General features: G+C 48.1%; 15 protein-coding genes and 1 other annotated feature. All 15 genes read right to left on the bottom strand.

Annotated features, from left to right (window positions below; translation table 11 throughout):
* Positions 1–18: 18 nt before the first annotated feature.
* Positions 19–2685, bottom strand: a complete 2667-nt coding sequence (locus BUA17_RS25585; protein WP_063568110.1) for a valine--tRNA ligase — start codon at positions 2683–2685, stop codon at positions 19–21.
* Positions 2686–2743: 58 nt separating this feature from the next.
* Positions 2744–3023 (bottom strand) — a binding site (T-box leader).
* 158 nt (positions 3024–3181) lie between these two features.
* On the bottom strand, positions 3182–4654 hold the full coding sequence (locus BUA17_RS25590) for a LysM peptidoglycan-binding domain-containing protein (protein ID WP_072735414.1): 1473 nt from the start codon (positions 4652–4654) through the stop codon (positions 3182–3184).
* 136 nt (positions 4655–4790) lie between these two features.
* Positions 4791–5699, bottom strand: a complete 909-nt coding sequence (locus BUA17_RS25595; RefSeq protein ID WP_072735415.1) for an RluA family pseudouridine synthase — start codon at positions 5697–5699, stop codon at positions 4791–4793.
* On the bottom strand, positions 5696–7000 hold the full coding sequence (hemL, locus tag BUA17_RS25600; protein WP_072735416.1) for a glutamate-1-semialdehyde 2,1-aminomutase: 1305 nt from the start codon (positions 6998–7000) through the stop codon (positions 5696–5698). The genes BUA17_RS25595 and hemL overlap by 4 nt, the downstream gene beginning before the upstream one ends.
* 22 nt (positions 7001–7022) lie before the next feature.
* A complete protein-coding gene (gene hemB, locus BUA17_RS25605) occupies positions 7023–8024 on the bottom strand; it encodes a porphobilinogen synthase (protein WP_072735417.1) in 1002 nt (333 codons plus the stop codon).
* Positions 8025–8131: 107 nt separating this feature from the next.
* Positions 8132–9694 (bottom strand): uroporphyrinogen-III C-methyltransferase, encoded by a 1563-nt coding sequence (cobA, locus tag BUA17_RS25610; RefSeq protein ID WP_072735418.1) that lies wholly within the window; start codon positions 9692–9694, stop codon positions 8132–8134.
* Positions 9695–9698: 4 nt separating this feature from the next.
* Positions 9699–10655, bottom strand: a complete 957-nt coding sequence (gene hemC, locus BUA17_RS25615) for a hydroxymethylbilane synthase (RefSeq protein WP_072735419.1) — start codon at positions 10653–10655, stop codon at positions 9699–9701.
* Between the two features lie 2 nt (positions 10656–10657).
* On the bottom strand, positions 10658–11308 hold the full coding sequence (locus BUA17_RS25620; RefSeq protein ID WP_072735420.1) for a precorrin-2 dehydrogenase/sirohydrochlorin ferrochelatase family protein: 651 nt from the start codon (positions 11306–11308) through the stop codon (positions 10658–10660).
* Positions 11309–11312: 4 nt separating this feature from the next.
* Positions 11313–12101, bottom strand: a complete 789-nt coding sequence (gene ccsA / locus BUA17_RS25625; RefSeq protein WP_063566740.1) for a cytochrome c biogenesis protein CcsA — start codon at positions 12099–12101, stop codon at positions 11313–11315.
* A gap of 53 nt (positions 12102–12154) precedes the next feature.
* Positions 12155–13543 (bottom strand): glutamyl-tRNA reductase, encoded by a 1389-nt coding sequence (hemA, locus tag BUA17_RS25630; protein WP_063566719.1) that lies wholly within the window; start codon positions 13541–13543, stop codon positions 12155–12157.
* Positions 13544–14113: 570 nt separating this feature from the next.
* On the bottom strand, positions 14114–14704 hold the full coding sequence (locus BUA17_RS25635) for a hypothetical protein (protein WP_063566718.1): 591 nt from the start codon (positions 14702–14704) through the stop codon (positions 14114–14116).
* Between the two features lie 273 nt (positions 14705–14977).
* Positions 14978–15631 carry a ribosome biogenesis GTP-binding protein YihA/YsxC gene (gene yihA, locus BUA17_RS25640; RefSeq protein ID WP_063566717.1) on the bottom strand — a complete coding sequence of 218 codons (654 nt, stop codon included), beginning with the start codon at positions 15629–15631 and terminating at the stop codon, positions 14978–14980.
* Between the two features lie 155 nt (positions 15632–15786).
* Complete coding sequence (gene lon, locus BUA17_RS25645) at positions 15787–18126, bottom strand: endopeptidase La (RefSeq protein ID WP_072735421.1); 2340 nt, start codon at positions 18124–18126, stop codon at positions 15787–15789.
* Positions 18127–18212: 86 nt separating this feature from the next.
* Positions 18213–19967, bottom strand: coding sequence for an ATP-dependent protease LonB (gene lonB, locus BUA17_RS25650; protein ID WP_063566715.1), 1755 nt, complete (start codon positions 19965–19967; stop codon positions 18213–18215).
* Between the two features lie 169 nt (positions 19968–20136).
* The gene (ispG, locus tag BUA17_RS25655; RefSeq protein WP_063566714.1) at positions 20137–21234 is read right to left on the bottom strand and encodes a flavodoxin-dependent (E)-4-hydroxy-3-methylbut-2-enyl-diphosphate synthase; all 1098 of its coding nucleotides are present in this window, start codon (positions 21232–21234) and stop codon (positions 20137–20139) included.
* Positions 21235–21244: the final 10 nt, after the last annotated feature.

Below are 21244 nucleotides of genomic sequence, written 5' to 3' on the forward strand. Positions count from 1 at the left end.
CCATCCGACCCGAATATATTAACCTTTCAGTTCCTTGATTCGTGCAATCACCTTATCCCGTTTATCGGAATAATCAGCTTGCTTGGCGCGCTCTTCCTCAATAACCTTGGCAGGAGCCTTGGCAACAAAGCCTTCGTTCGCCAGCTTTTTCTCCACACGGAGTACTTCGCCCTCAAGGTTCTGCAACTCTTTCTCCAGACGAGCCACTTCCTGATCAATATCAATAAGACCCGCCAGCGGCAAGTACAGCTCAGCCCCAGTAATGACTGCAGTCATTGCTTTATCCGGTGAACTCAGATCCAAGCCGCTGTCGAACTCGGACGTATTACAGAAACGTTTGATGTAATGGCTGTTGCGTTCAATGATGCTGGATGTCTCTGCGTTGTTCGCTTTCACCATCAATTCAATTTTCTTGCTCATTGGTACGTTTACTTCTGCACGGATGTTTCGTACTGCACGAATGGTATCCATAAGCAGGTTCATCTCGGCAACCGCTTCTGGGTTCTCCAGTGCAGGGTCATACACAGGCCAGGAAGCCAACGTAATCGTTTCGCCTTCATGCGGCAGATGCTGCCAGATCTCTTCCGAAATGTACGGCATGAACGGATGAATCAGGCGCATAGTCTGATCCAGCACATAAGCAAGAACCGATTGTGTTTTCTTCTTGGCAACCGGATCTTCCCCATAGAAGGACAACTTCGCAAATTCAATATACCAGTCACACAGGTCATCCCAAATAAAGTTATACAGCAAACGGCCTGTTTCTCCAAATTCATATGCTTCGATTAGACGCGTAATATCACGAGAAGTTTCGTTCAGGCGGTGCAAAATCCAGTAATCCGCTGTTCCAAGGTCTCCACTAATATCACGATCTTCATAGGTGAACCCTTCCAGATTCATCAAAGCGAAGCGCGATGCATTCCAGATTTTATTGGCAAAGTTACGAGCCTGTTCAACCCGCTCCCAGCGGAAACGGAGATCCTGACCCGGAGTACTACTTGTAGAGATCATGTAACGCATTGCATCCGCACCATATTTCTCAATCACATCCAACGGATCAACACCATTGCCTAGCGATTTGGACATCTTGCGTCCGTCTGCATCACGAACAAGACCGTGCATCAGCACATCCTTGAACGGAACCTCTTCCGTGAACTCCAGAGCGGTAAAGATCATACGCGCCACCCAGAAATAAATAATGTCATACCCTGTTACGAGTACACTTGTCGGGTAATAACGTTTCAGATCTTCCGTGTCTTCCGGCCAGCCTAAAGTAGAGAACGGCCATAATGCGGAGCTGAACCATGTATCCAGAACATCTTCATCCTGTCTCAGCTTGCGTCCAGCGTATTCTGGCAATGTTGTCGGATCTTCAGCAGATACAATAACTTCTCCAGTCTCCTCGTCGTACCAGGCAGGAATACGATGACCCCACCACAATTGACGAGAGATACACCAGTCACGAACATTCTCGATCCAGTTCAGATACGTTTTCTCAAAACGATCCGGAACAAAATGAACCCCTTCACCGCTTTGTTGCTTCTCAATCGCTTTCTCCGCGAGCGGCTTCATCTCAACAAACCACTGTGTGGACAAATACGGCTCAACAACAGCTCCTGTACGTTCGCTGTGTCCAACCTGATGCGTATGATCCTCGATGTTGATCAATACGCCCTGTTCTTGCAGGTCTGCAACAATCTGCTTACGGCAGTCACTGCGATCCAGTCCCTGATATTTGCCTGCTTCGGCATTCATCGTACCCGTCTCATCCATCACCGTAATCTGTGGCAGATCATGACGAAGGCCCACTTCGAAGTCATTCGGATCATGAGCAGGCGTTATTTTCACGGCGCCGCTTCCGAAATCTTTATCTACGTACTCATCTGCAATAACCGGAATTTCCCGTCCGATAATAGGCAGAACAAGCACCTTGCCAATCATGTCTGCGTAACGCTCATCCTTAGGATGAACTGCAACTGCCGTATCTCCCAACATCGTTTCCGGGCGAGTAGTCGCTACTGTGACATACCCACTTCCGTCTTTGAGCGGATAACGCAGATGGTACAAGTGACCCTGAACTTCTTTATATTCAACCTCGATGTCGGACAGTGCAGTCCGATTCACCGGGTCCCAGTTAATAATTCGTTTGCCTCGATAAATGAGGCCTTTTTCATACAGTTGAACAAACACTTTACGCACAGCCTGGGATAGACCTTCATCCAGTGTAAAACGTTCACGCGAGTAATCGAGCGACAAGCCCATCTTGCCCCATTGCTGACGAATGGTCGTTGCGTATTGCTCTTTCCAGTCCCATACCTTCTCCAAGAACTTTTCGCGTCCCAGATCATAACGAGTCTGACCTTCTTCACGCAATTTCTGCTCTACTTTGGTTTGGGTAGCAATACCTGCATGGTCAGAACCCGGCAGCCACAGTGCATCATAGCCCTGCATCCGCTTGGTACGAATCAGAATGTCCTGCAGTGTGAAATCGAGCGCATGCCCGATATGGAGCATTCCGGTTACGTTCGGGGGTGGGATTACAATCGTATAAGGTTCAGCATCTTTACGCTGGCCTGCTTTGAAATATCCATTTTCCATCCAAGTGGAATACCATTTTTGTTCCGCAGCTTTCGGATCATATGTGGTTGGCATTTCTGTTGCAGCTGAATTTTTTTGTTCAGACATGTGTCATTCCTCCGTTACTTATTCATCATCGCCAAAAAACAAAAAAACCTTTCATCCATCAAAGGACGAAAGGTTAGCTTTCGCGGTACCACCTTTGTTTCACGCAGATAGAAAGGTAGACTACCCCCTCTGAACTTACGTGACACTTCAAGCAGATAACGGCTGCGACCGGCCCATCCTACCTTAGGAATGAATGATACTAAAGTTACTCATCCCTTGTATTCAAACAGGCAACTCCCGGGCGACTTCGATCAGTTGGTTCCTACGGAATTTCCCAGCGCTACAATCCCGCTCTCTGAAAGGTCATACTGTCTACTACTCCCGATCCACGTTGTTCTTCAAAAAACCTAAACACATCATACCCTGCCCGTGCCCGATAGTCAACCTGACAACAGCGGAAAAAGCGCGCTGCAATGCAGGTTGAGGGCTGACAAAGCAAAAACCCGCCATCCTCAAGGGATCACGGGTCGAAATGGTCATTAAACCAGCCTACAGGTTAAGGGATATATAGAATCTGTCCTTCTTCCACAACCTGTTCGGACAAACGATTATACAACTGGAGCTCTCGGGTACTTAACTGATATCGGTCTGCAATGGTATCGAGCGTCTCTTCACGCTGTACAATGCATAACTTCACCTTACGGAACGGGGTCTGATCGACAATGGTGCCGAGAAACAGGTTCTTCCACTCTACATCATCAGGCGGGTATGCTTCTTGCTGCTGGACTCCAGCAAGTGCCTCTTGCTCCCGTTCAGCCTCCGCCTCCCGTGTCACCCTGCCAGAGGATAACAAGGAGGAGATGCCTACGCCCTCTTCCTGTTTGGGTGCGGATTCTCTCTTGCTGCCAAAAGCAACCTTAAGCTCCGGCTTGTCTTCCGTCTCAGCCACAGGTTCAGGGATAAAAGATTCTTTTTCAGCAGGCTCATTCGTCTCCACCGCTTCAAGAGGAGGTGTGTTTTCCTCCGAAATTTCCGGTTCAGATGCTGCGAAGACATCCTGCCAGTTCTCTGACTGCGAACCTGCCGGAACATTTGCAACCGTCTGATCCTCCTGCTTTGGTTCAGATCGGGCAGATTCAAAATGCCATACGTCCGGCGCTGCCTGTTCATCCGAAGGCTGCAGATCCAGTTTGGAATCGGTCTGCTCCGAATTCCTTAGGTTCGTATGTAAGGTCTCGACGGAAGGCTCGGACCAGACAGACGACTCTTCAGCCAGAGGAAGCAAAGGCTCAGATTCAGGGTAAGAAGCCAACCTGTCGGCTGTCTCCGCTAAAAAAGACGAAACGGGAGAAGGCGTATCGGACAACACATCCGCTTGCGCTTCATCCTCCTTGTCCCTCAAGGACGAGGACTCTTCGTTTTCAGCTATTTTGCTTTGCTCCGCATTCCCATCCCCTTGCTGCCAGGATTGAAACGGTTCGGAAGCAGCTTGAAATAGATGTTCCTGCTGTAACTCCTCTTCGCTCCGTTGAAGCAGATACTCCTGAGCAAACACATTGGGATAGCTGCCTATCTGCTCTGTTTCAGCAGAACGGTCGCCCTGCTTAGGGTCGGGCGAATGTACAACGGTAAACTCATCTGCTGACCAGACCTGCGGTTCCTCCACCGGAAAGCCCTCGATACCGCGAAGCGACAATACGCCAGTAATGTTCAGACTTCGGTTGGATAACAAATCGACATCAAAATTTTCGATCTCAATGGAAATATCCTCAAGCGATCTTACCCGGTTCAGGGGTACCGTGATCTCCACCGGAATAAAATGTTTGAGTTCCTCCGAGATCTCGTTCTCTCCCCGATACGCACCTGTTAGCAAAAGATGGCCTCGCAATGTTGCATGATCATCCTGACCTATCACCTGAATGCGGGGATATAACTCAATTTCCTCCAGTTCCTCAATTGCAGGAACTCCCTCTGACAAATGAACGCGCTCATAAATATCGAACCGTAAACCATAAGGTTGATTCAACAAAGGTGGCGTCCTCCTTTCGGCATATGTTCACCATGATCCTTCTCATGGGACTGATCCATGGTCCAAATCCTTCGTTACCCCATCTATATGCCTTGAATGAGATGAGCATGCCACCTTTTGTGTAAACCTTCCCAGTTTATTGGTCCTTGCCTTCCCGTTGTGCCAGTTGTTCAAAATCCTGCGGCCAAGGGTCTGCCACTTCAATTCGTGCACCTGTTAGTGGATGAGCAAAACTCAGTGTCTCACCATGAAGCGCTTGTCGACCAATAGAATCCCTTCTGCCTTCATATAACTCATCTCCAACGAGGGGATGTCCTGCATAACTTAAATGCACCCGAATCTGGTGTGTGCGTCCTGTATCCAGTGTCAGCCGGACAAGGGTCGCCCTATCCCATACCTCCACGATCTCCACGTGAGTTACAGCGTCCTGCCCACCTTCAGAGATACGTCTGCGTTGCTTGTGATGCCTGTCCTTCCCAATCGGAGCATCAATTGTATTCAGCTCCATGGATATCTGACCGCCTGCAATGGCGACGTAATGGCGTCCAATGTCTTTACGGCGCATCGCTTCATCCAGTTTCGCGAGGGCAAAAGCATTTTTGGCATATAAAACAGGTCCAGTTGTGTCCTCGTCCAGACGGTGAACATGGCGTACATTCGTCTGAATTCCATTCATTTCGTAATAAGACGCAACCGCATGATCCAGTGTAATCGCTTGATCCGCCCGGCTCCCATCGGGATGAAGCTTCATTCCGGCCGGTTTATGCACGACCAGACAGAAGTCATCCTCATACAGAACATCGATATCCGCCCAACGCGGTTCAACATCGATCGGCTGAGACGCAAAAAGGGCCAGCCGAAGCCGGTCCCCTGCGAGTTGTATGCCTTGGTTCGTCTTTAGCTGACGCAACATTTTCTCTGGTAACTGAAGCTCAGACAAGAGCCATTGCTCTGCAGCCGTTTGCCTGTCTGAACTGCCTGTCACCGCTTTGCCTGGCATTAGCTCAAGCCATTCCCCACGACGTCTCCAACTTTTAATGGTCATAATGATTGAAGAGCCTTACGGTTTGCCTCGATCGTATCGTCAATATCCTGCTCCGTATGCATGCCAGAAACAAACATGCCTTCGTATTGGGAAGGTGCAACACTTACACCCTGATCAATCATGGCCGCAAAGTAACGACGGAATTGATCGAGATTGCTTTCTTTAGCAATATCATAATTCGTAACCGGAACAGCACTGAAAAATGGACATACCATCGAACCAACACGGTTAATCGTTATGGCTACACCCGTCTCTGCTGCATTCTTCTCAAACCCAGCCTGCAAGCGTGCAGACAGTGTCTCCAGACGATCATAGACCTCCGGTGTCAACAATTTGAGTGTCGTATAACCTGCTACCATAGCCAGTGGATTACCGCTCAGTGTACCTGCCTGATAGATCGGTCCGGTCGGAGCAATCTGTTCCATCAGATCACGTCTGCCGCCATAAGCGCCCACCGGAAGCCCGCCACCGATTACTTTACCCAGACAAGTCAGGTCAGGTGTAACGCCATATCGTCCCTGTGCACAGTTCAACCCTACACGGAAACCGGTCATGACTTCGTCAAAAATGAGCAGACTGCCGTATTGAGACGTCAAATTGCGCAGGCCTTCAAGGAAACCTGAAACGGGTGGCACAACTCCCATATTACCTGCAACAGGTTCCACAATGACGGCGGCCAGTTCTTCACCATAACGTTCAAAAGCAAGCTTCACTGACTCCAGGTCATTGTATGGAACCGTAATCGTATTCATAGCCACACCTTCAGGAACACCAGGGCTGTCAGGCAGACCCAGTGTTGCTACACCAGATCCTGCTTTGATCAGCAAGCTATCGGCATGCCCGTGATATGATCCTTCAAACTTCAAAATTTTACTGCGTCCGGTTACACCACGTGCCAGCCGAATTGCACTCATGGTTGCTTCCGTACCGGAATTCACCATTCGTACGATATCGATCGAAGGCACACGGTCACAGACGAGTTTTGCCATCTCGGTCTCCAGCAGTGTTGGCGCACCAAAGCTTGTTCCTTTAAGGGCTGTCTCACGCAAAGCTTCCACAACGTCAGGATGCGCATGTCCCATAATAAGCGGACCCCAGGATCCCACATAATCAATAAAAACATTGCCATCAATATCATAGATTTTGGAGCCTTCTCCGCGCTCTGCATAGATCGGGGTAAGCCCCACCGATTTGAACGCCCGAACGGGACTGTTCACACCCCCAGGTATGTACTGCTTGGCTTCTTCAAATGCGCTGCGTGAGCGCTCATCATTGCGACGAGTTCCTTGTTGTGCAGTCATGAACATCCTCCTTAATATAAATTTATTTCTCGGCCAACCAGCGTGAAGCGTCTTTTCCGTAGTACGTAATAATCATATCTGCCCCCGCACGTTTCATACTCAGCAGAATTTCCATGGCCACTTTCTTCTCATCAATCCACCCTTGAATCGCCGCTGCCTTCACCATGGCATACTCTCCACTTACGTTGTAAGCAACCAGTGGCAGATCAAAATTGTCCTTGATTGTACGCATGACATCCAGATAGGACAATGAAGGTTTCACCATCAACATATCCGCGCCTTCGAGCACATCGGTTTCGGCTTCACGCAATGCTTCACGCGCGTTTGCCGGGTCCATCTGATACGACTTTCGATCTCCGAATTGTGGCGTGGAATCCGCAGCTTCGCGGAATGGACCATAGAATGCTGAAGCATATTTTACGGAGTAGGACATGATTGGAATGTGACTGAAGCCATTCTCATCCAGTCCGGCACGAATCGCTTGGACAAATCCATCCATCATGTTGGATGGTGCAATGATGTCCGCTCCAGCTTTAGCCTGGGATACCGCTGTTTTCACGAGCAGCTCCAATGATTCGTCATTGAGAACATCTCCGCAAATGTGACCGTCCACTTCCACGGTGTGCACCATGCCACAATGACCATGATCGGTGAATTCGCACAGACAGGTATCAGCAACAACCAGCAGCTCAGGATACAAGGACTTAATCAGCTTCGTTGCTTCCTGTACAATGCCATCTTCAGCAAATCCAGACGAACCAACACTGTCTTTGGTTTCAGGAATACCGAATAAGAGCACAGCCGGAATACCCAGATCGGCAATCTCCTTCACTTCTTCCTGCAGACGATCCAGCGAGAAGCGGAATACGCCCGGCATGGATTTGATTTCGGATTTTACATTTTCACCATAAGTAACATAGATGGGTTGGATAAAGTCATCCACAGTCAAATGGGTCTCTCTCACCATATTGCGAATACCTGTGGATTGACGTAAACGGCGATGCCGCACAATTGGAAAACTCATACGTGTGAAACCTCCCTGAATAGTAATGTGGAGCAAAAAGCGAAGCGCGCCGGTATCGTAACGAATTCAGCACGCTTCATCTATCGATTGCGGTTCAATTTATAGGTTTAACGGGGAAATACAGCTTCTGTAGCAGGCTTTCGTTTCCACTCAGACAACACAGAAATCAGACTCTCAATGGTTGCTTCTTCAGCCATCATTGTGACCTTCAAGCCTGCTGCTTCTGCCGTCTTCGCTGTAACAGGCCCGATACATGCAACCTCTACATTTTCCAAAAAAGATAAGGGGTCCTGCAATCCCATTCGTTTCAGAATACTCATGAAATTGGTGACTGTGGAAGAACTCGTGAAGGTCATCGCATGAATGCCGCCCTCTTCAAGCAGCTTCAGCAGTTCATCGTCATCCTCGCCAGCCAGAATGGTGTCATAGATAATCGCCTCGGTGACCAGAAGTCCCCGCTCCCTCAACTGTTCAGGCAACCAGGAGCGTGCGAGATCTCCATGCGGTAAAAGAACCCTCTGCCCTTCCTTCAGTTCACTTTCAAAAGCTTCAAGCATACCTTCGGCCTGAAATGGTCCTTGGATGACTTCCGCCACGATGCCATACCTACGCAAAGCTTCCCCAGTGGAAGGCCCTACCGCCGCAATTCTCGCTTGATGAATGGAGCGAATATCTTTTCCCTGCTGCTGCAAATGACGGAAAAAGAATTCCACCCCGTTTACACTCGTGAAAAATACCCAGTCAAACGTATTTAACGCACCAAACGCCCGTTTGACACTTTCCTGTGCCGACTCCCCTGATGGCATCACGGTCTCAATTACCGGAAATTCATAAGGTTCACCGCCAAGTTCCTCGATCCGGTTGACCAATTCACTAGCCTGACTGCGTGCTCGCGTCACCAAAATGCGTTTGCCAAACAGCGGCAGTGCTTCCGCCCATTTCAATTGTTCGCGCTGGTTCACCACCTCACCAACAACAATGACAGCGGGTGGTTGAAAATTCGCAGCGATGACTTTTGCTTCAATATCTTCAAGCGTACCTGTGATCGTATCCTGCTCTGCTCTTGTTCCCCATCGAATCAATGCCACTGGTGTTTGCGCAGGGCGTCCGTGGCGAATCAACTGTTCGCTGATATATCCAATTTTGGAGACTCCCATCATAAATACCAGTGTGCCTGTTGCATTCGTCACTTTATCCCAATGAATACTGCGATCAAGCTTGTCCGGACTCTCATGCCCCGTAATGATGGAAATAGAGGAAGCATAGTCGCGGTGGGTCACAGGTATTCCAGCGTAAGCAGGTACACTTATTGCTGAGGTTACACCAGGTACGATTTCAAAAGGAACGTCGTTTTTGCGCAGCAGATCAGCCTCTTCACCTACGCGTCCGAATATCGTCGGGTCTCCCCCTTTAAGCCGGACCACAACCTTGCCTTCCAGTGCGAGATCAACCAACAGCTGGTTGATTTCTTCCTGCTTCATCGTATGTCGATCCGGCCGTTTACCCACATATATCTTAACCGCGCCGGGCTTCATTTGTTTGAGTAATCTTGGACTAGCCAACCGATCGTAAACAACAGCATCCGCTCGACCGATCGATTCCCAGCCTTTTACCGTAATCAGCTTGGCGTCCCCTGGACCTGCACCAACCAAAAAGACCTTCCCCACCATGTCTTCATCCCCTAACTTCTGCCAGTATCTGCTCTGCTCCCCGTTCAATCAATCTCCAAGCCACTTCTTCCCCAAGACGAACCGGATCTTTGCCCGTCATTGCTTCTTTAAGAATCAGTCCACCGTCCGGCGTACCGACCATACCTGTTAATTGTAACGTGTTTTGTCCATTCGGGGAATCTGCATCTTGCTGTTTCACCCATACGGCATGAGCTCCAATCGGAACCTGACAGCCCCCATTTAATACACTAAGGAAGCGACGTTCAGCCAACACAGGAAATGCGGTTTCCGGATCGTTGTACAACTGCAACAGATGGAGCAGTTCCGCATCGTCTTCACGGCATTCAATGCCAAGCGCACCCTGACCTACTGCGGGAAGACAAGCTTCCTCTGACAGATATTCCGTAATCCGATCCTGCCAGCCCATTCGATACAGTCCAGCGGCAGCCAAAATAATAGCATCCAAACCCTCTGTCTCCAGCTTGCGCAGACGGGAATCAATATTGCCACGAAGCGATTCGAGTTGTAAATCCGGACGGTATGCTTTCAGTTGACTGGATCGACGCAGACTGCTCGTCCCCACTCTTGCACCTTCTGGCAATTGATCCAATGTGAGTCCACCATTCGAAATTAGTGCATCACGTGGATCCGCACGGCGCGGAACAGCACCGTTCGTCAACCCTTCGGGCAACTCGGAAGGCATATCCTTCATGCTATGAACAGCCATATCAATCGTACGATCCATCATCGCCTGTTCAATCTCTTTGACAAACAGTCCTTTGCCTCCGACTTTGGACAGGGTTACATCGAGAATTAAATCTCCTTTTGTAACAATTTTATGTAATTCAAAATCAAAAGCTAATCCTTCCCGTTCACAAATATCACGTAAATCTTGAATTACATGGCCTGTCTGGGTCAAAGCAAGTGCGCTTTGTCTGCTTCCCACTTTAATTGTCCGCATGTCTACATGTCCTCCTGATTATGGGATATCCAGTCCCCAATTTGTTCTTCGGTCCACCACTTAAACTGACCTGCACGGATCTTTTCCAGTACATTCATTTCGGTTAAACAACGGAGTAATTTAGCTCTGACACCTGGTGAAGATACACGTGCCTTTACTTCCATCCTCATCTGATACAAAAATTCAATATATGTCTCGTACTCATCTCCGAATTGCTGTTCCAATGTGTCACGAATTTCTGCTGCGGCCACAGGCCCTGCTCCAGCGGTCGATATCGCAATGCTCAGTCTTCCACGCCTGACCACACTTGGTGTAATAAAGGTACTTCGCTCAGAAGATATGGCGTCATTAACCAGTATACCCGCATCTTCAGCTTCTTGGACAACAGCTGTGTTCACTTCACTATGGTCCGTTGCTGCATATACGAGAAAGGCCCCCCGCAAATCTCCATTGCGGTAGGACCGGGCCAGCCATTGAATTCGGGAATCATGATGCAATTGTTGTAACGTTGGCGTAACTTCCGGACTAATCACCTTAATTTGCGCTTCCGCATGAAGCAAACCTTTTATTTTACGTTCAGCAACACGTCCGCCTCCAACCACGCAGCAGGATTTCCCTGATATATCCACAAATATTGGCGTGTACCGTTCCATCCCTTCACTCTCCCGTCCAACGATGAAACGCTGAATACGCATTGGATAAAAAACTGATAATGACAAAGCCGTATCCGATCAGCGTCCATCTCGCCATAATAACTGTGGAGAACTGTTTTCTTCTCTTAAAGACGAAGTACCCCACATAGATCGCTATGGCAAGCCCCGTTGCAATAACCTTGAGATCCAAGAGCAGGCTCCAGCGCGTTTCGGCTACAATGGACAATACCGCGAGCATGATAGAAACACCAAGGAGAGGTGTGCCAATCAGTGTAGCCCCATCCATATATTTGCCGATCACTTCGAGACTCGGCAGACGACGTACGGTATCGTTCCATTTCTTATTCTTCAGCTTGCGGTGCAAAAACAGATATAACATGGCAAATACAGCACCCACCGTCAAAGCCGCAAAACCAAGATTGGCCAAGGTGATATGCATAATAAGCAATCCATGCACTGTCTGCCAGTTATGCAGAGATATCTCACCTGCTGTAAACCACAACCGGTTCAACACTGTAACCGAGAAACCAACCACGTTCAGCAACAAAATGACAAATTCGGAACGTTGGATACGAGTCATCACTAGAGACATTAGTACGATGCTAAATGAAAATATAAACAAAAAATCAAACGTCGTGTAGATTGGAAAATGCCCTTCGGTTAACATACGTAAAATGACATGGAACACCTGAAGTGCCCATACAACAACAAGAAACCCTGTGCCTGTCCGCTTCGCCCCCGCATTGCGTCGAATGCAGTCCGAGAAATAGAACAGTAGGCTCAGGGCATACATATAGATTAAAGCTTCATAGATTTGTTCAGCTAGGGTCAAGCTGCCCACCCGCCTTATACGCCTGCCGGAGCATAAGCCGGCACAGGGTCTTGCCGGGAATCGTTAAGATGAACGGCATCCGGTTTGCGCAGAGCCGTGGCATCGCTCTGATTTACTTTCTCAGCGGCCCCCTCTACGGCATCCTCCAGAGCAAAGATCTGAGTAAACATGCGCAGCGCTTCATCACCATGCTTGGTACCAGCCATTTCCTTAATCCGGTTAATCGGATCTGTCGTCATTTGATTCACGATGCTTTTCGTCAGACGGCGGATAACTTTACGCTGATGTTCATCCAGTTCAGGCAATTTATTAAACAGACTATCCATCGTTTCTTCATGAATGGAAGCACCTTTTTCCTGCAATGCCCGAATGACAGGACGAACGCCCAAGGTTTTGAGCCATTGATAATAATCTTCCATCTCAAGTTCAATCATTTTCTCGATCTTGGCAGCTTCCACCTTACGCATCTCCAGATTGCTCTCCACGATTCCTTCCAAATCATCAATATCATAAAGGAATACATTGGATAACTCGCCGATCGCCGGATCGATATCCCGCGGAACAGCAATATCAATCAGGAACAGTGGACGCGATTGACGACGCTTCATGCTCTCTCGAACCACAGTGGCATCCAGTACATATCTTTCGGCCCCCGTCGAACTAATGACAATATCAACCTCGTTCAGTCGCTCTAGTGCCTGTTCCATCGTACAAGGGGTCCCCCGAAACTTCGCTGCCAATTCCTCAGCTCGCGCAAGTGTCCGATTCGCCACAATGACTTCGGAGGCTCCATTGGTATACAGATGTTTTACTGTAAGTTCACTCATTTTGCCGGCACCCAGAATCAGCACCTTCTTATCCGTGAACATACCAAAGATACGCTTGCCTAGTTCTACAGCAGCATAACTTACAGATACCGCACTCTCTCCGATCGAAGTCTCTGAATGTGCCCGTTTGCCCAATGTAACAGCCTGTTTGAACAGCATGTTAAACCAGGTCCCAGTAGCTTTCTCTTCCTGTGCTTTGAAGAAAGCCTGTTTCACCTGTCCAAGAATCTGAGTCTCACCAATAACCATGGAATCCAGCCCACAAATGACACGGAACAAATGGCGCATGGCTTGATCATCTTCATATATATATAAGTGTTGCGTAAATTCTTCCCGCGGAACATTAAACCATTGTTCCATGAACGTCCGAATAAAATAACCACACATGTGAAGACGGTCTACCACAACATACAACTCGGTACGGTTACATGTGGCTACGATTACACCTTCCAATACACTCTTGGTCAGCTTGAGCTGCTGCAGCGCTTCAGACAAGTCCTTTTCTGCAAATGTGAATCGTTCCCTAACCTCTACAGGCGCCGTGCGATAATTCAAACCAACGACAACGATGTGCATTGCAAGTTCACCTGCCTAATAAATTTCCAATCAAAGTGTTTTCTACATATGTTCATCCATTTATGATTGACATGGTTAATTATATCACACATCCATAGTATGACCGGGCCATTTTTATGAAATGTTTATGAAATCCCCATGTAAATCATCTTATGCATTGTCATTTATTGTAGTGTCTCACCAATCTTCACCGTTATGCGTTAAATACTTGTTTTAATGATAAAGATTCATGAAAATCCCATATAAAACAAATAGCCATGGATGGCTCCATGACTATTCAGGTTTGGGATGATCTTCGTTCCATCCCGATATGTGAACATTATTCATGCTGTCGTTATTCAATCGCGTTTCTTTGCGTACTTGGTTCCTTTATTCTTTTCATTTCAATGAGATTAAAAATAACATCTATCCAAAGGGAATGCAACCCCTTTAGGAAGATCAAAAAATAAAAGATTCGTATCCATCAAACTCCCGAAATCAAGAAATCCCCTTTCGCTTCTACCTGGAATGTACCAGATCAGAGCATTAGGGGATGGTTAGTTAAATACTTGTATAATTCACTCTTTTGGGTCAGTAGGCTTCAAGCTCAAACAGCCGTTTCTGGTGGCGCGCAAGCTTTTTATCAATCTGCTGGAGTTGATCAGAAGTAGAAGCATCCATTCTTGTATCAAGTAACGAATCAACCTCGGCGTATAACCGGTTTATCTCGCGTTCAATATCTCGAGCCTGAAACACACGCTGCAATTCAAGCAACGTATTTTTGTATTCGTAGATGACACGGGTATTCTCGCCGATCTGCTCCACAATTTTACGGACAACGCCCTGCGTATAAACATACGTCATGGTAAACTCCTCATAAATGCGATGAACAACGCCATCACCCTTAAAAGTCATAAAGAGCTTCCGGACTACGTTCGTCAGATAATGGTTTACCAGGCGGCAAGATAACTCACAGATGTAAAACCCTTCCCTACGATCAAAAGGGAAATGAACTTCTTCTCCACTCACATCTACGAGCACAATTTCCTGGCAGCCATTCTCCATCACCTTCACTCGTTGATGAATCCGGCCATCTTCTGTCATGCGTAAAAACTGATGCATCTGGGGTTCTGACAATTTCAAAGTGGCTTTAACATACTCTGTGGCTAATCGCTGAGCCATAAAATCTCCTCAATTCTTTCCCGATTGTTTTGTCTTCCTGCACATGTGGCAGTGATCTCAAAATTCTTCAGGTCGGCAAGGCCGCTACTTTGGTACTGTTGGCGCAAATGCACCTATACTCATTATACACTACCGTATAGCTATTTCGCCCCAAAATAAAACAATGAATGTTCACGAAAATCCATAAAATATGGATTAATCCTTGATTGCATCAAAGATCAAAGATCCACCCCAGTTGCTCGCTTTCCTGCATCAAAATGGCGTAATCCCCGGTTATCCGTTAATTTCGTGGTCTGCGTGATTTTCCTCAGCCTGTGACTCTTCTTCCGCTGAAGCTTGACCGATTCCGGCAAAGCGGGTAATGATCTCCCATAATTCTTCTTTTCCTAAACCTTCTTCCGATGAAAACGGTACAAACAGATCACCCGGGCGAAGATCCAAAGCTTCCTTGATGACTTTAATATGTTTGGCTCTACGCGTTTTTGGAATCTTGTCCATCTTCGTCGCAACAACTACCAGAGGCAAGCCATGATGGCGGAGCCACTCATTCATCATCATGTCATCCTTGGACGGTTCATGTCTCATATCCACCATCTGCATGACCAGTTTCAATTCTTCGCGTCCCAACAAGTACTTCTCCATCATTTTGCCCCAGGCAAAGCGTTGCTCTTTGGAAACTTTAGCGTAGCCATATCCCGGGAAATCGACGAAGTAGAGATCCTGATTGATCTTATAATAGTTCAGTTGCTGTGTCTTACCAGGGGTAGAACTCGTCCGTGCCAAGTTTTTACGATTAATCAAACGGTTGATCAAAGATGATTTCCCTACATTTGATCGTCCCGCCAAGGCAATCTCGGGCAGGCCGTCCTCGGGGTATTGTTCAGGCCGAACGGCACTGATAATAAATTCGGATTGATTTACTTTCATAATGTATCTGTCCTCTCTTGAATCCTGTGCTCTTAATTAGAGCTGCTGTTGGTATTATGCCATGGATTGTTCTATCATACCAAAAAAACCGTTCCAGCGGACGCCAAAGCTTCCGCAGAACGGTTTACTCTTCATACGATCCCTCGTTTAACGGACTACAGGTGTATTCCTGCCTGTTCCACAAGCGCATGTTGCAGCACCTGATCCATATGGGCTACAGGAACAAATTCCACATCTTCTTTGATGCTGTCCGGAATATCCCGCAGGTCCCGTTCGTTATCCTTGGGCAATAATATTTTTTTGTAACCGGCACGGTGGGCCGCCAGTGATTTTTCCTTAAGTCCGCCGATCGGCAACACACGGCCACGAAGCGTTATTTCGCCCGTCATAGCAATGTCCTTGGAGACATGTTTGTTCGTCAGAGCAGAGATCAACGCAGTCGCCATCGTAATCCCAGCAGATGGTCCATCCTTCGGAATGGCACCTTCTGGAACGTGGATATGGATATCGTTCTTCTCATGGAAGTCAGACGGAATACCAAGCTGTGCAGCTTTGGATCGGGTGTAGCTGAATGCCGCCTGAGCCGATTCCTTCATGACATCGCCCAGTTTACCTGTCAGCGTCAGCTTGCCTGTACCAGGTACAACGGTAACCTCGATCACGAGGGTATCTCCACCCACTTCAGTCCACGCCAGTCCCGTCACAGTACCAATCTGATCTTCCAGTTCGGCCATACCGTAGCGGAATTTACCCGGACCAAGGTAATCCTTCACTTCATCTGCTGTAATGTTAATCTGACCTTCCACACCAGACACGATGTTTTTGGCCGCTTTCCGACACAACGAAGCCATCTGCTGTTCCAGATTCCGCACGCCGGACTCTCGTGTATATTCACGAATGACACGCAACATGCTGTCATCCCCGATATTCAGCTGATCTTCTTCCAGACCATGATCCTGTTTCTGTTTCGGCAGCAAATAGTTTTTGGCAATTTGCAGCTTCTCCAGCTCGGTATACCCCGGAATATTGAGCATCTCCATCCGGTCCAGAAGCGGACGTGGAATGTTATGCACTGTGTTGGCAGTTGTAATAAACATAACGTTAGATAAGTCAAACGGCAACTCTACAAAGTGATCACTGAATGTGTTGTTCTGTTCAGGATCAAGTACTTCGAGCAACGCTGCGGAAGGGTCTCCGCGGAAGTCTGAAGCCATTTTATCGATCTCGTCCAGCAGGAATACCGGATTGAGTGAACCCGCTGTCTTCATGCCCTGAATGATACGACCTGGCATTGCACCCACATAGGTACGTCGATGACCGCGAATTTCCGCTTCATCTCGCACGCCACCCAACGATATTCTGACGAATTCACGTCCAAGGGATCTGGCGATAGAGCGGGCAAGCGACGTTTTCCCGACCCCTGGAGGTCCAACCAGACAGAGGATCGGTCCTTTAAGCTTTTTCACCAGCTTCTGAACAGCCAGATATTCAAGCACACGTTCTTTCGGTTTTTCCAAACCGTAGTGATCTGCATTTAACACATCTTCAGCCTTTTGAATATCCAGATCGTCAGCTGTCAGCTGCGTCCAAGGCAGTCCCAGCAGCCAATCCACATAGTTGCGGATAACGCCACCTTCGGCAGAACTTGATGGCATTTTCTCCAGCCGATCAATTTCTTTCTCAACCTTTTCCTTCACCTTGTCCGGCAAGCCAAGAGCCTCCATTTGATTTCGGAGTTCCTCAACCTCCCCGGCACGGCCTTCTTTCTCACCCAGCTCTTTTTGAATCGCCTTCATCTGCTCACGCAGATAGTACTCTTTCTGGGTTTTCTCCATCTGTTTCTTCACGCGCTGGCTGATTTTGCGTTCAAGCTCCAGTACTTCCCGCTCATTGTTCAGGATGTCCAGCAACTTCTCCAGCCGTTCACGAACGTCGATGGTCTCCAAAATCTCCTGTTTGTCCTTGATCTTCAAAGACAGGTGACTGGTGATGACATCGGCCAAGCGACCTGGTTCTTCAATATCAGACACAGCCGCAAGTGTCTCAGGTGTAACCTTTTTGGACAGATTAATATAATTTTCGAACTGGTTCAGAACTGTACGCATCAGCGCATCTGTTTCCGGATGACTGTTCTCCTCTTCAGGAAGCTCTTGTGCCAGAACCTCATAGTATTCCTCGTTGTCCGTATATTCAATGATTTCAGCCCGTTCCAAGCCTTCCACAAGTACACGAATCGTCCCGTTTGGAAGCTTCAGCATCTGTCTGACCTTGGCAACCGTTCCGATTCTGAAAATATCCTCTTGTGTTGGTTCTTCAATATTTACCTCGGCTTGGGAACATAGGAGAATCAAATGTTCTTCTACCATCGCTTTTTCTAAAGCCTTGACCGATTTCTCCCGGCCCACATCGAGATGCAGTACCATACTCGGGTAGACGAGAAGTCCTCTTAAAGGCAGTAAAGGAAAACGACGACCTTTCGCTTTGCTCGGTCCCATCGCTTTCGCACCTCCAATGGCTCTCAGGTTGTAGTCATTCATTATTCTATCAAATGTTCACATAAAAAACCAATGAAGGGAAGCGCTTAGCAGCTTCCCGAATCTGTAACCTGTCCTGGACGGGGCAAGTCAGCACGTAAATAGGATGCGGATGCCGGCGGGAAAATCTCCGGTGCAGGTGTTGCTGTCTCCTCCGCAAGGTTGATTTGTTTGGCTTGCTCCTCATTAGGCACCCAGTCAAATACTTCTCGGAATACGTCTTCAACGGTATCGACCGGGATAACTCGTAAGCCATCCAGATTTTCAAAGATGGACTGCCAGTTCTCTGCCGGAATAATGACCGTTTTGGCGCCCGCCTGGAATGCAGCCTCCACTTTGGCGAGTACACCGCCGATCGGTTTTACCCGGCCATGAATACTGATCTCGCCAGTCATCGCTGTCTCATGGTCAATCGGACGCCCCTGGATGGCTGATGTAATGGCTGTCGCCATGGCAATCCCCGCAGATGGGCCATCAATTGGTGTTCCACCTGGGAAGTTGACGTGTAAATCATAGTCGTTAGGACGAATGCCCATGGCCTTTAATACGGTTATCACATTTTCAACCGAGCCTCTAGCCATGCTTTTTCGCCGGAGTGTGCGCGAACCGCCTCCAATCTCTTCTTCATCCACAACTCCCGTGATGTTAATTCGTCCCTGATCTCGAAGAGTCGGAACAGCGGATACTTCGATCTCCAGAATGGTGCCCATATTCGGTCCATATACGGCCAAGCCATTCACAAAACCGATCTGTGGCCGCATAGGCACCTTGCGATCTGGCCGGGGCTGAATCTGGCTGCTGCCAGCGACCCATTCCACATCCGACGCCTGCAGCGTTTCACGTTTTTCAGTCAAAGCCAGCCCAGCAGCGAGTTGAATGATATTGACCGCTTCACGGCCATTGGTTGCATAGCGCTTAACCACATCAACTGCCTCTGGACATGGACTGAATCCGATTTTCTGTACAGCGTCTTCCGCAATTTGCCCGATTTCTTCCGGCAGCAATGGACGGAAATAGACCTCCATGCACCGCGAGCGCAAGGCTGGAGGCAGTTCATGGGACGATCGAGTCGTCGCTCCGACAAGACGAAAATCGGCTGGCAGACCATTTTGAAAAATATCGTGGATATAAGCAGGAGTATGCGTGTCTTCCGAGTTATAGTACGCACTTTCCAAAAACACCTTGCGGTCCTCCAATACTTTCAGCAGTTTATTCATCTGAATGGAATGCAGTTCACCGATCTCATCAATAAAAAGCATCCCTCCATGCGCTTTGGTAACGGCACCGGGTTTCGGCTGTGGAATGCCTGCTACGCCCATCGCTCCTGCTCCCTGATAGATCGGATCATGCACTGAACCAATCAAAGGGTCAGCAATACCCCGTTCATCAAAACGCGCCGTCGTGGCGTCAAGTTCCGTGAATTTGGCATCGGCCTTGAAGGGAGATGACGGATTCTTTTTGGCTTCTTCCAAAACCACCCTTGCAGCAGCTGTTTTACCTACCCCTGGAGGTCCATATATAATGACATGCTGTGGGTTAGCACTGCATAGCGCGGCTTTAAGGGCGCGAAGTCCGTCTTTTTGCCCTACAATGTCATTAATGGTTGCCGGACGTGTCTTCTCTGATAGGGGCTTGGTGAGTGAAATGGAGCGCAACTTCCGCAGCTTCTCCAGTTCCTTGCGGGATTCACGCTCCACCGCACCGCGATTCGTTTTCTGCCCTCGAAGTAAATTCCAGAAATACAAACCGATCACCACACCAAAAAATAACTGAATCATCATTATGACCATACCAAATTCCATGTCTCAACATCCTCCTGTTCTATCCCTATTCTCATACGAGATCATGCTAATACTTGGTAGTATAGCCTTTTCACCGAGACGTAAACGGGTGATCAGGAAATTGTATGTTTGAGAACAAAAAACAGCCCGTCAATGCTGACGGACTGTTACAAAACGATATATAAATCAATCAGTGCGAGCGGCCAGGAATAACGCCTGTCGCTTCATAAGACTCCACGATTTTGTCGATCTCTTTTTTCAATTCCTCAACCATGATCTCTTCTGGCACTTTACGGATCATTTTACCATGACGGAATAACAAGCCTTCTCCGCGTGCACCGGCAATACCGATATCCGCTTCCTTGGCTTCACCCGGACCGTTAACAGCACAACCCAGCACCGATACTTTGATCGGCACCTTAAGTTTGGAGATATACTCTTCCACTTCATTCGCAATGGAGAACAGATCGATATCCAAACGGCCACAGGTAGGACAGGAAATCAGCGTAGCTGCATTTGAAATCAGACCAAAGGTTTTGAGCAGGTCACGAGCAACCTTAATCTCTTCAACCGGGTCCGCACTAAGCGATATCCGCATCGTCGAACCAATGCCCATGGATAACAAGGCACCCATACCGGCAGAACTTTTGATTGTACCAGAGAACAATGTACCCGCCTCGGTAATGCCCAAATGCAACGGATACTTGATGATCTCAGCCGCTTTGGAATAAGCCTCAATCGCCATCGGCACATCCGATGCTTTGAGAGACACGATAATATCGTGAAAATCCAATTCTTCTAGAATGCCAATGTGATAAAGTGCACTTTCTACCATAGCATCAGCTGTTGGATAACCATATTTTTCGAGCAAATGGTTCTCCAGAGAACCTGCGTTTACCCCGATCCGAATCGGAATACCCTTCTCTTTACAAGCTTTGACGACTTCCTCTACTTTGGAACGTTTACCGATATTGCCGGGATTAATCCGTACTTTATCGATGCCATTCTCAATCGCAAGGAGCGCCAGTTTATAATTAAAATGGATATCCGCTACGAGCGGAATATTAATCCGTTTTTTGATTTCCTTGATGGCTGCTGCAGCTTCCTCATTGTTCACCGTTACACGCACCACTTGGCAGCCTGCTTCTTCCAAACGCAAAATCTCTGCCACGGTTGCCTCAACGTCTGCCGTTTTCGTTGTACACATGCTCTGGATGATGACTTCGTTGCTGCCACCAATCGTTAAGTTACCCACTTTTACGGGTCGTGTATCTTGTCTTAAAAACATGAGTGATTTC

Source organism: Paenibacillus sp. ov031, from assembly GCF_900143165.1.
GTDB classification, from domain to species: Bacteria; Bacillota; Bacilli; order Paenibacillales; family Paenibacillaceae; genus Paenibacillus; species Paenibacillus marchantiae.

Bases quoted from the DNA above. Each gene is read 5' to 3' on its own strand.
- BUA17_RS25585 (WP_063568110.1), bottom strand. From the start codon at position 2,685: ATGTCTGAACAAAAAAATTCAGCTGCAACAGAAATGCCAACCACATAT.
- BUA17_RS25595 (WP_072735415.1), bottom strand. From the start codon at position 5,699: ATGACCATTAAAAGTTGGAGACGTCGTGGGGAATGGCTTGAGCTAATG.
- hemL (WP_072735416.1), bottom strand. From the start codon at position 7,000: ATGACTGCACAACAAGGAACTCGTCGCAATGATGAGCGCTCACGCAGC.
- hemB (WP_072735417.1), bottom strand. From the start codon at position 8,024: ATGAGTTTTCCAATTGTGCGGCATCGCCGTTTACGTCAATCCACAGGT.
- cobA (WP_072735418.1), bottom strand. From the start codon at position 9,694: ATGGTGGGGAAGGTCTTTTTGGTTGGTGCAGGTCCAGGGGACGCCAAG.
- hemC (WP_072735419.1), bottom strand. From the start codon at position 10,655: ATGCGGACAATTAAAGTGGGAAGCAGACAAAGCGCACTTGCTTTGACC.
- BUA17_RS25620 (WP_072735420.1), bottom strand. From the start codon at position 11,308: ATGGAACGGTACACGCCAATATTTGTGGATATATCAGGGAAATCCTGC.
- ccsA (WP_063566740.1), bottom strand. From the start codon at position 12,101: ATGTATGCCCTGAGCCTACTGTTCTATTTCTCGGACTGCATTCGACGC.
- hemA (WP_063566719.1), bottom strand. From the start codon at position 13,543: ATGCACATCGTTGTCGTTGGTTTGAATTATCGCACGGCGCCTGTAGAG.
- BUA17_RS25635 (WP_063566718.1), bottom strand. From the start codon at position 14,704: ATGGCTCAGCGATTAGCCACAGAGTATGTTAAAGCCACTTTGAAATTG.
- yihA (WP_063566717.1), bottom strand. From the start codon at position 15,631: ATGAAAGTAAATCAATCCGAATTTATTATCAGTGCCGTTCGGCCTGAA.
- lon (WP_072735421.1), bottom strand. From the start codon at position 18,126: ATGGGACCGAGCAAAGCGAAAGGTCGTCGTTTTCCTTTACTGCCTTTA.
- lonB (WP_063566715.1), bottom strand. From the start codon at position 19,967: ATGGAATTTGGTATGGTCATAATGATGATTCAGTTATTTTTTGGTGTG.
- ispG (WP_063566714.1), bottom strand. From the start codon at position 21,234: ATGTTTTTAAGACAAGATACACGACCCGTAAAAGTGGGTAACTTAACG.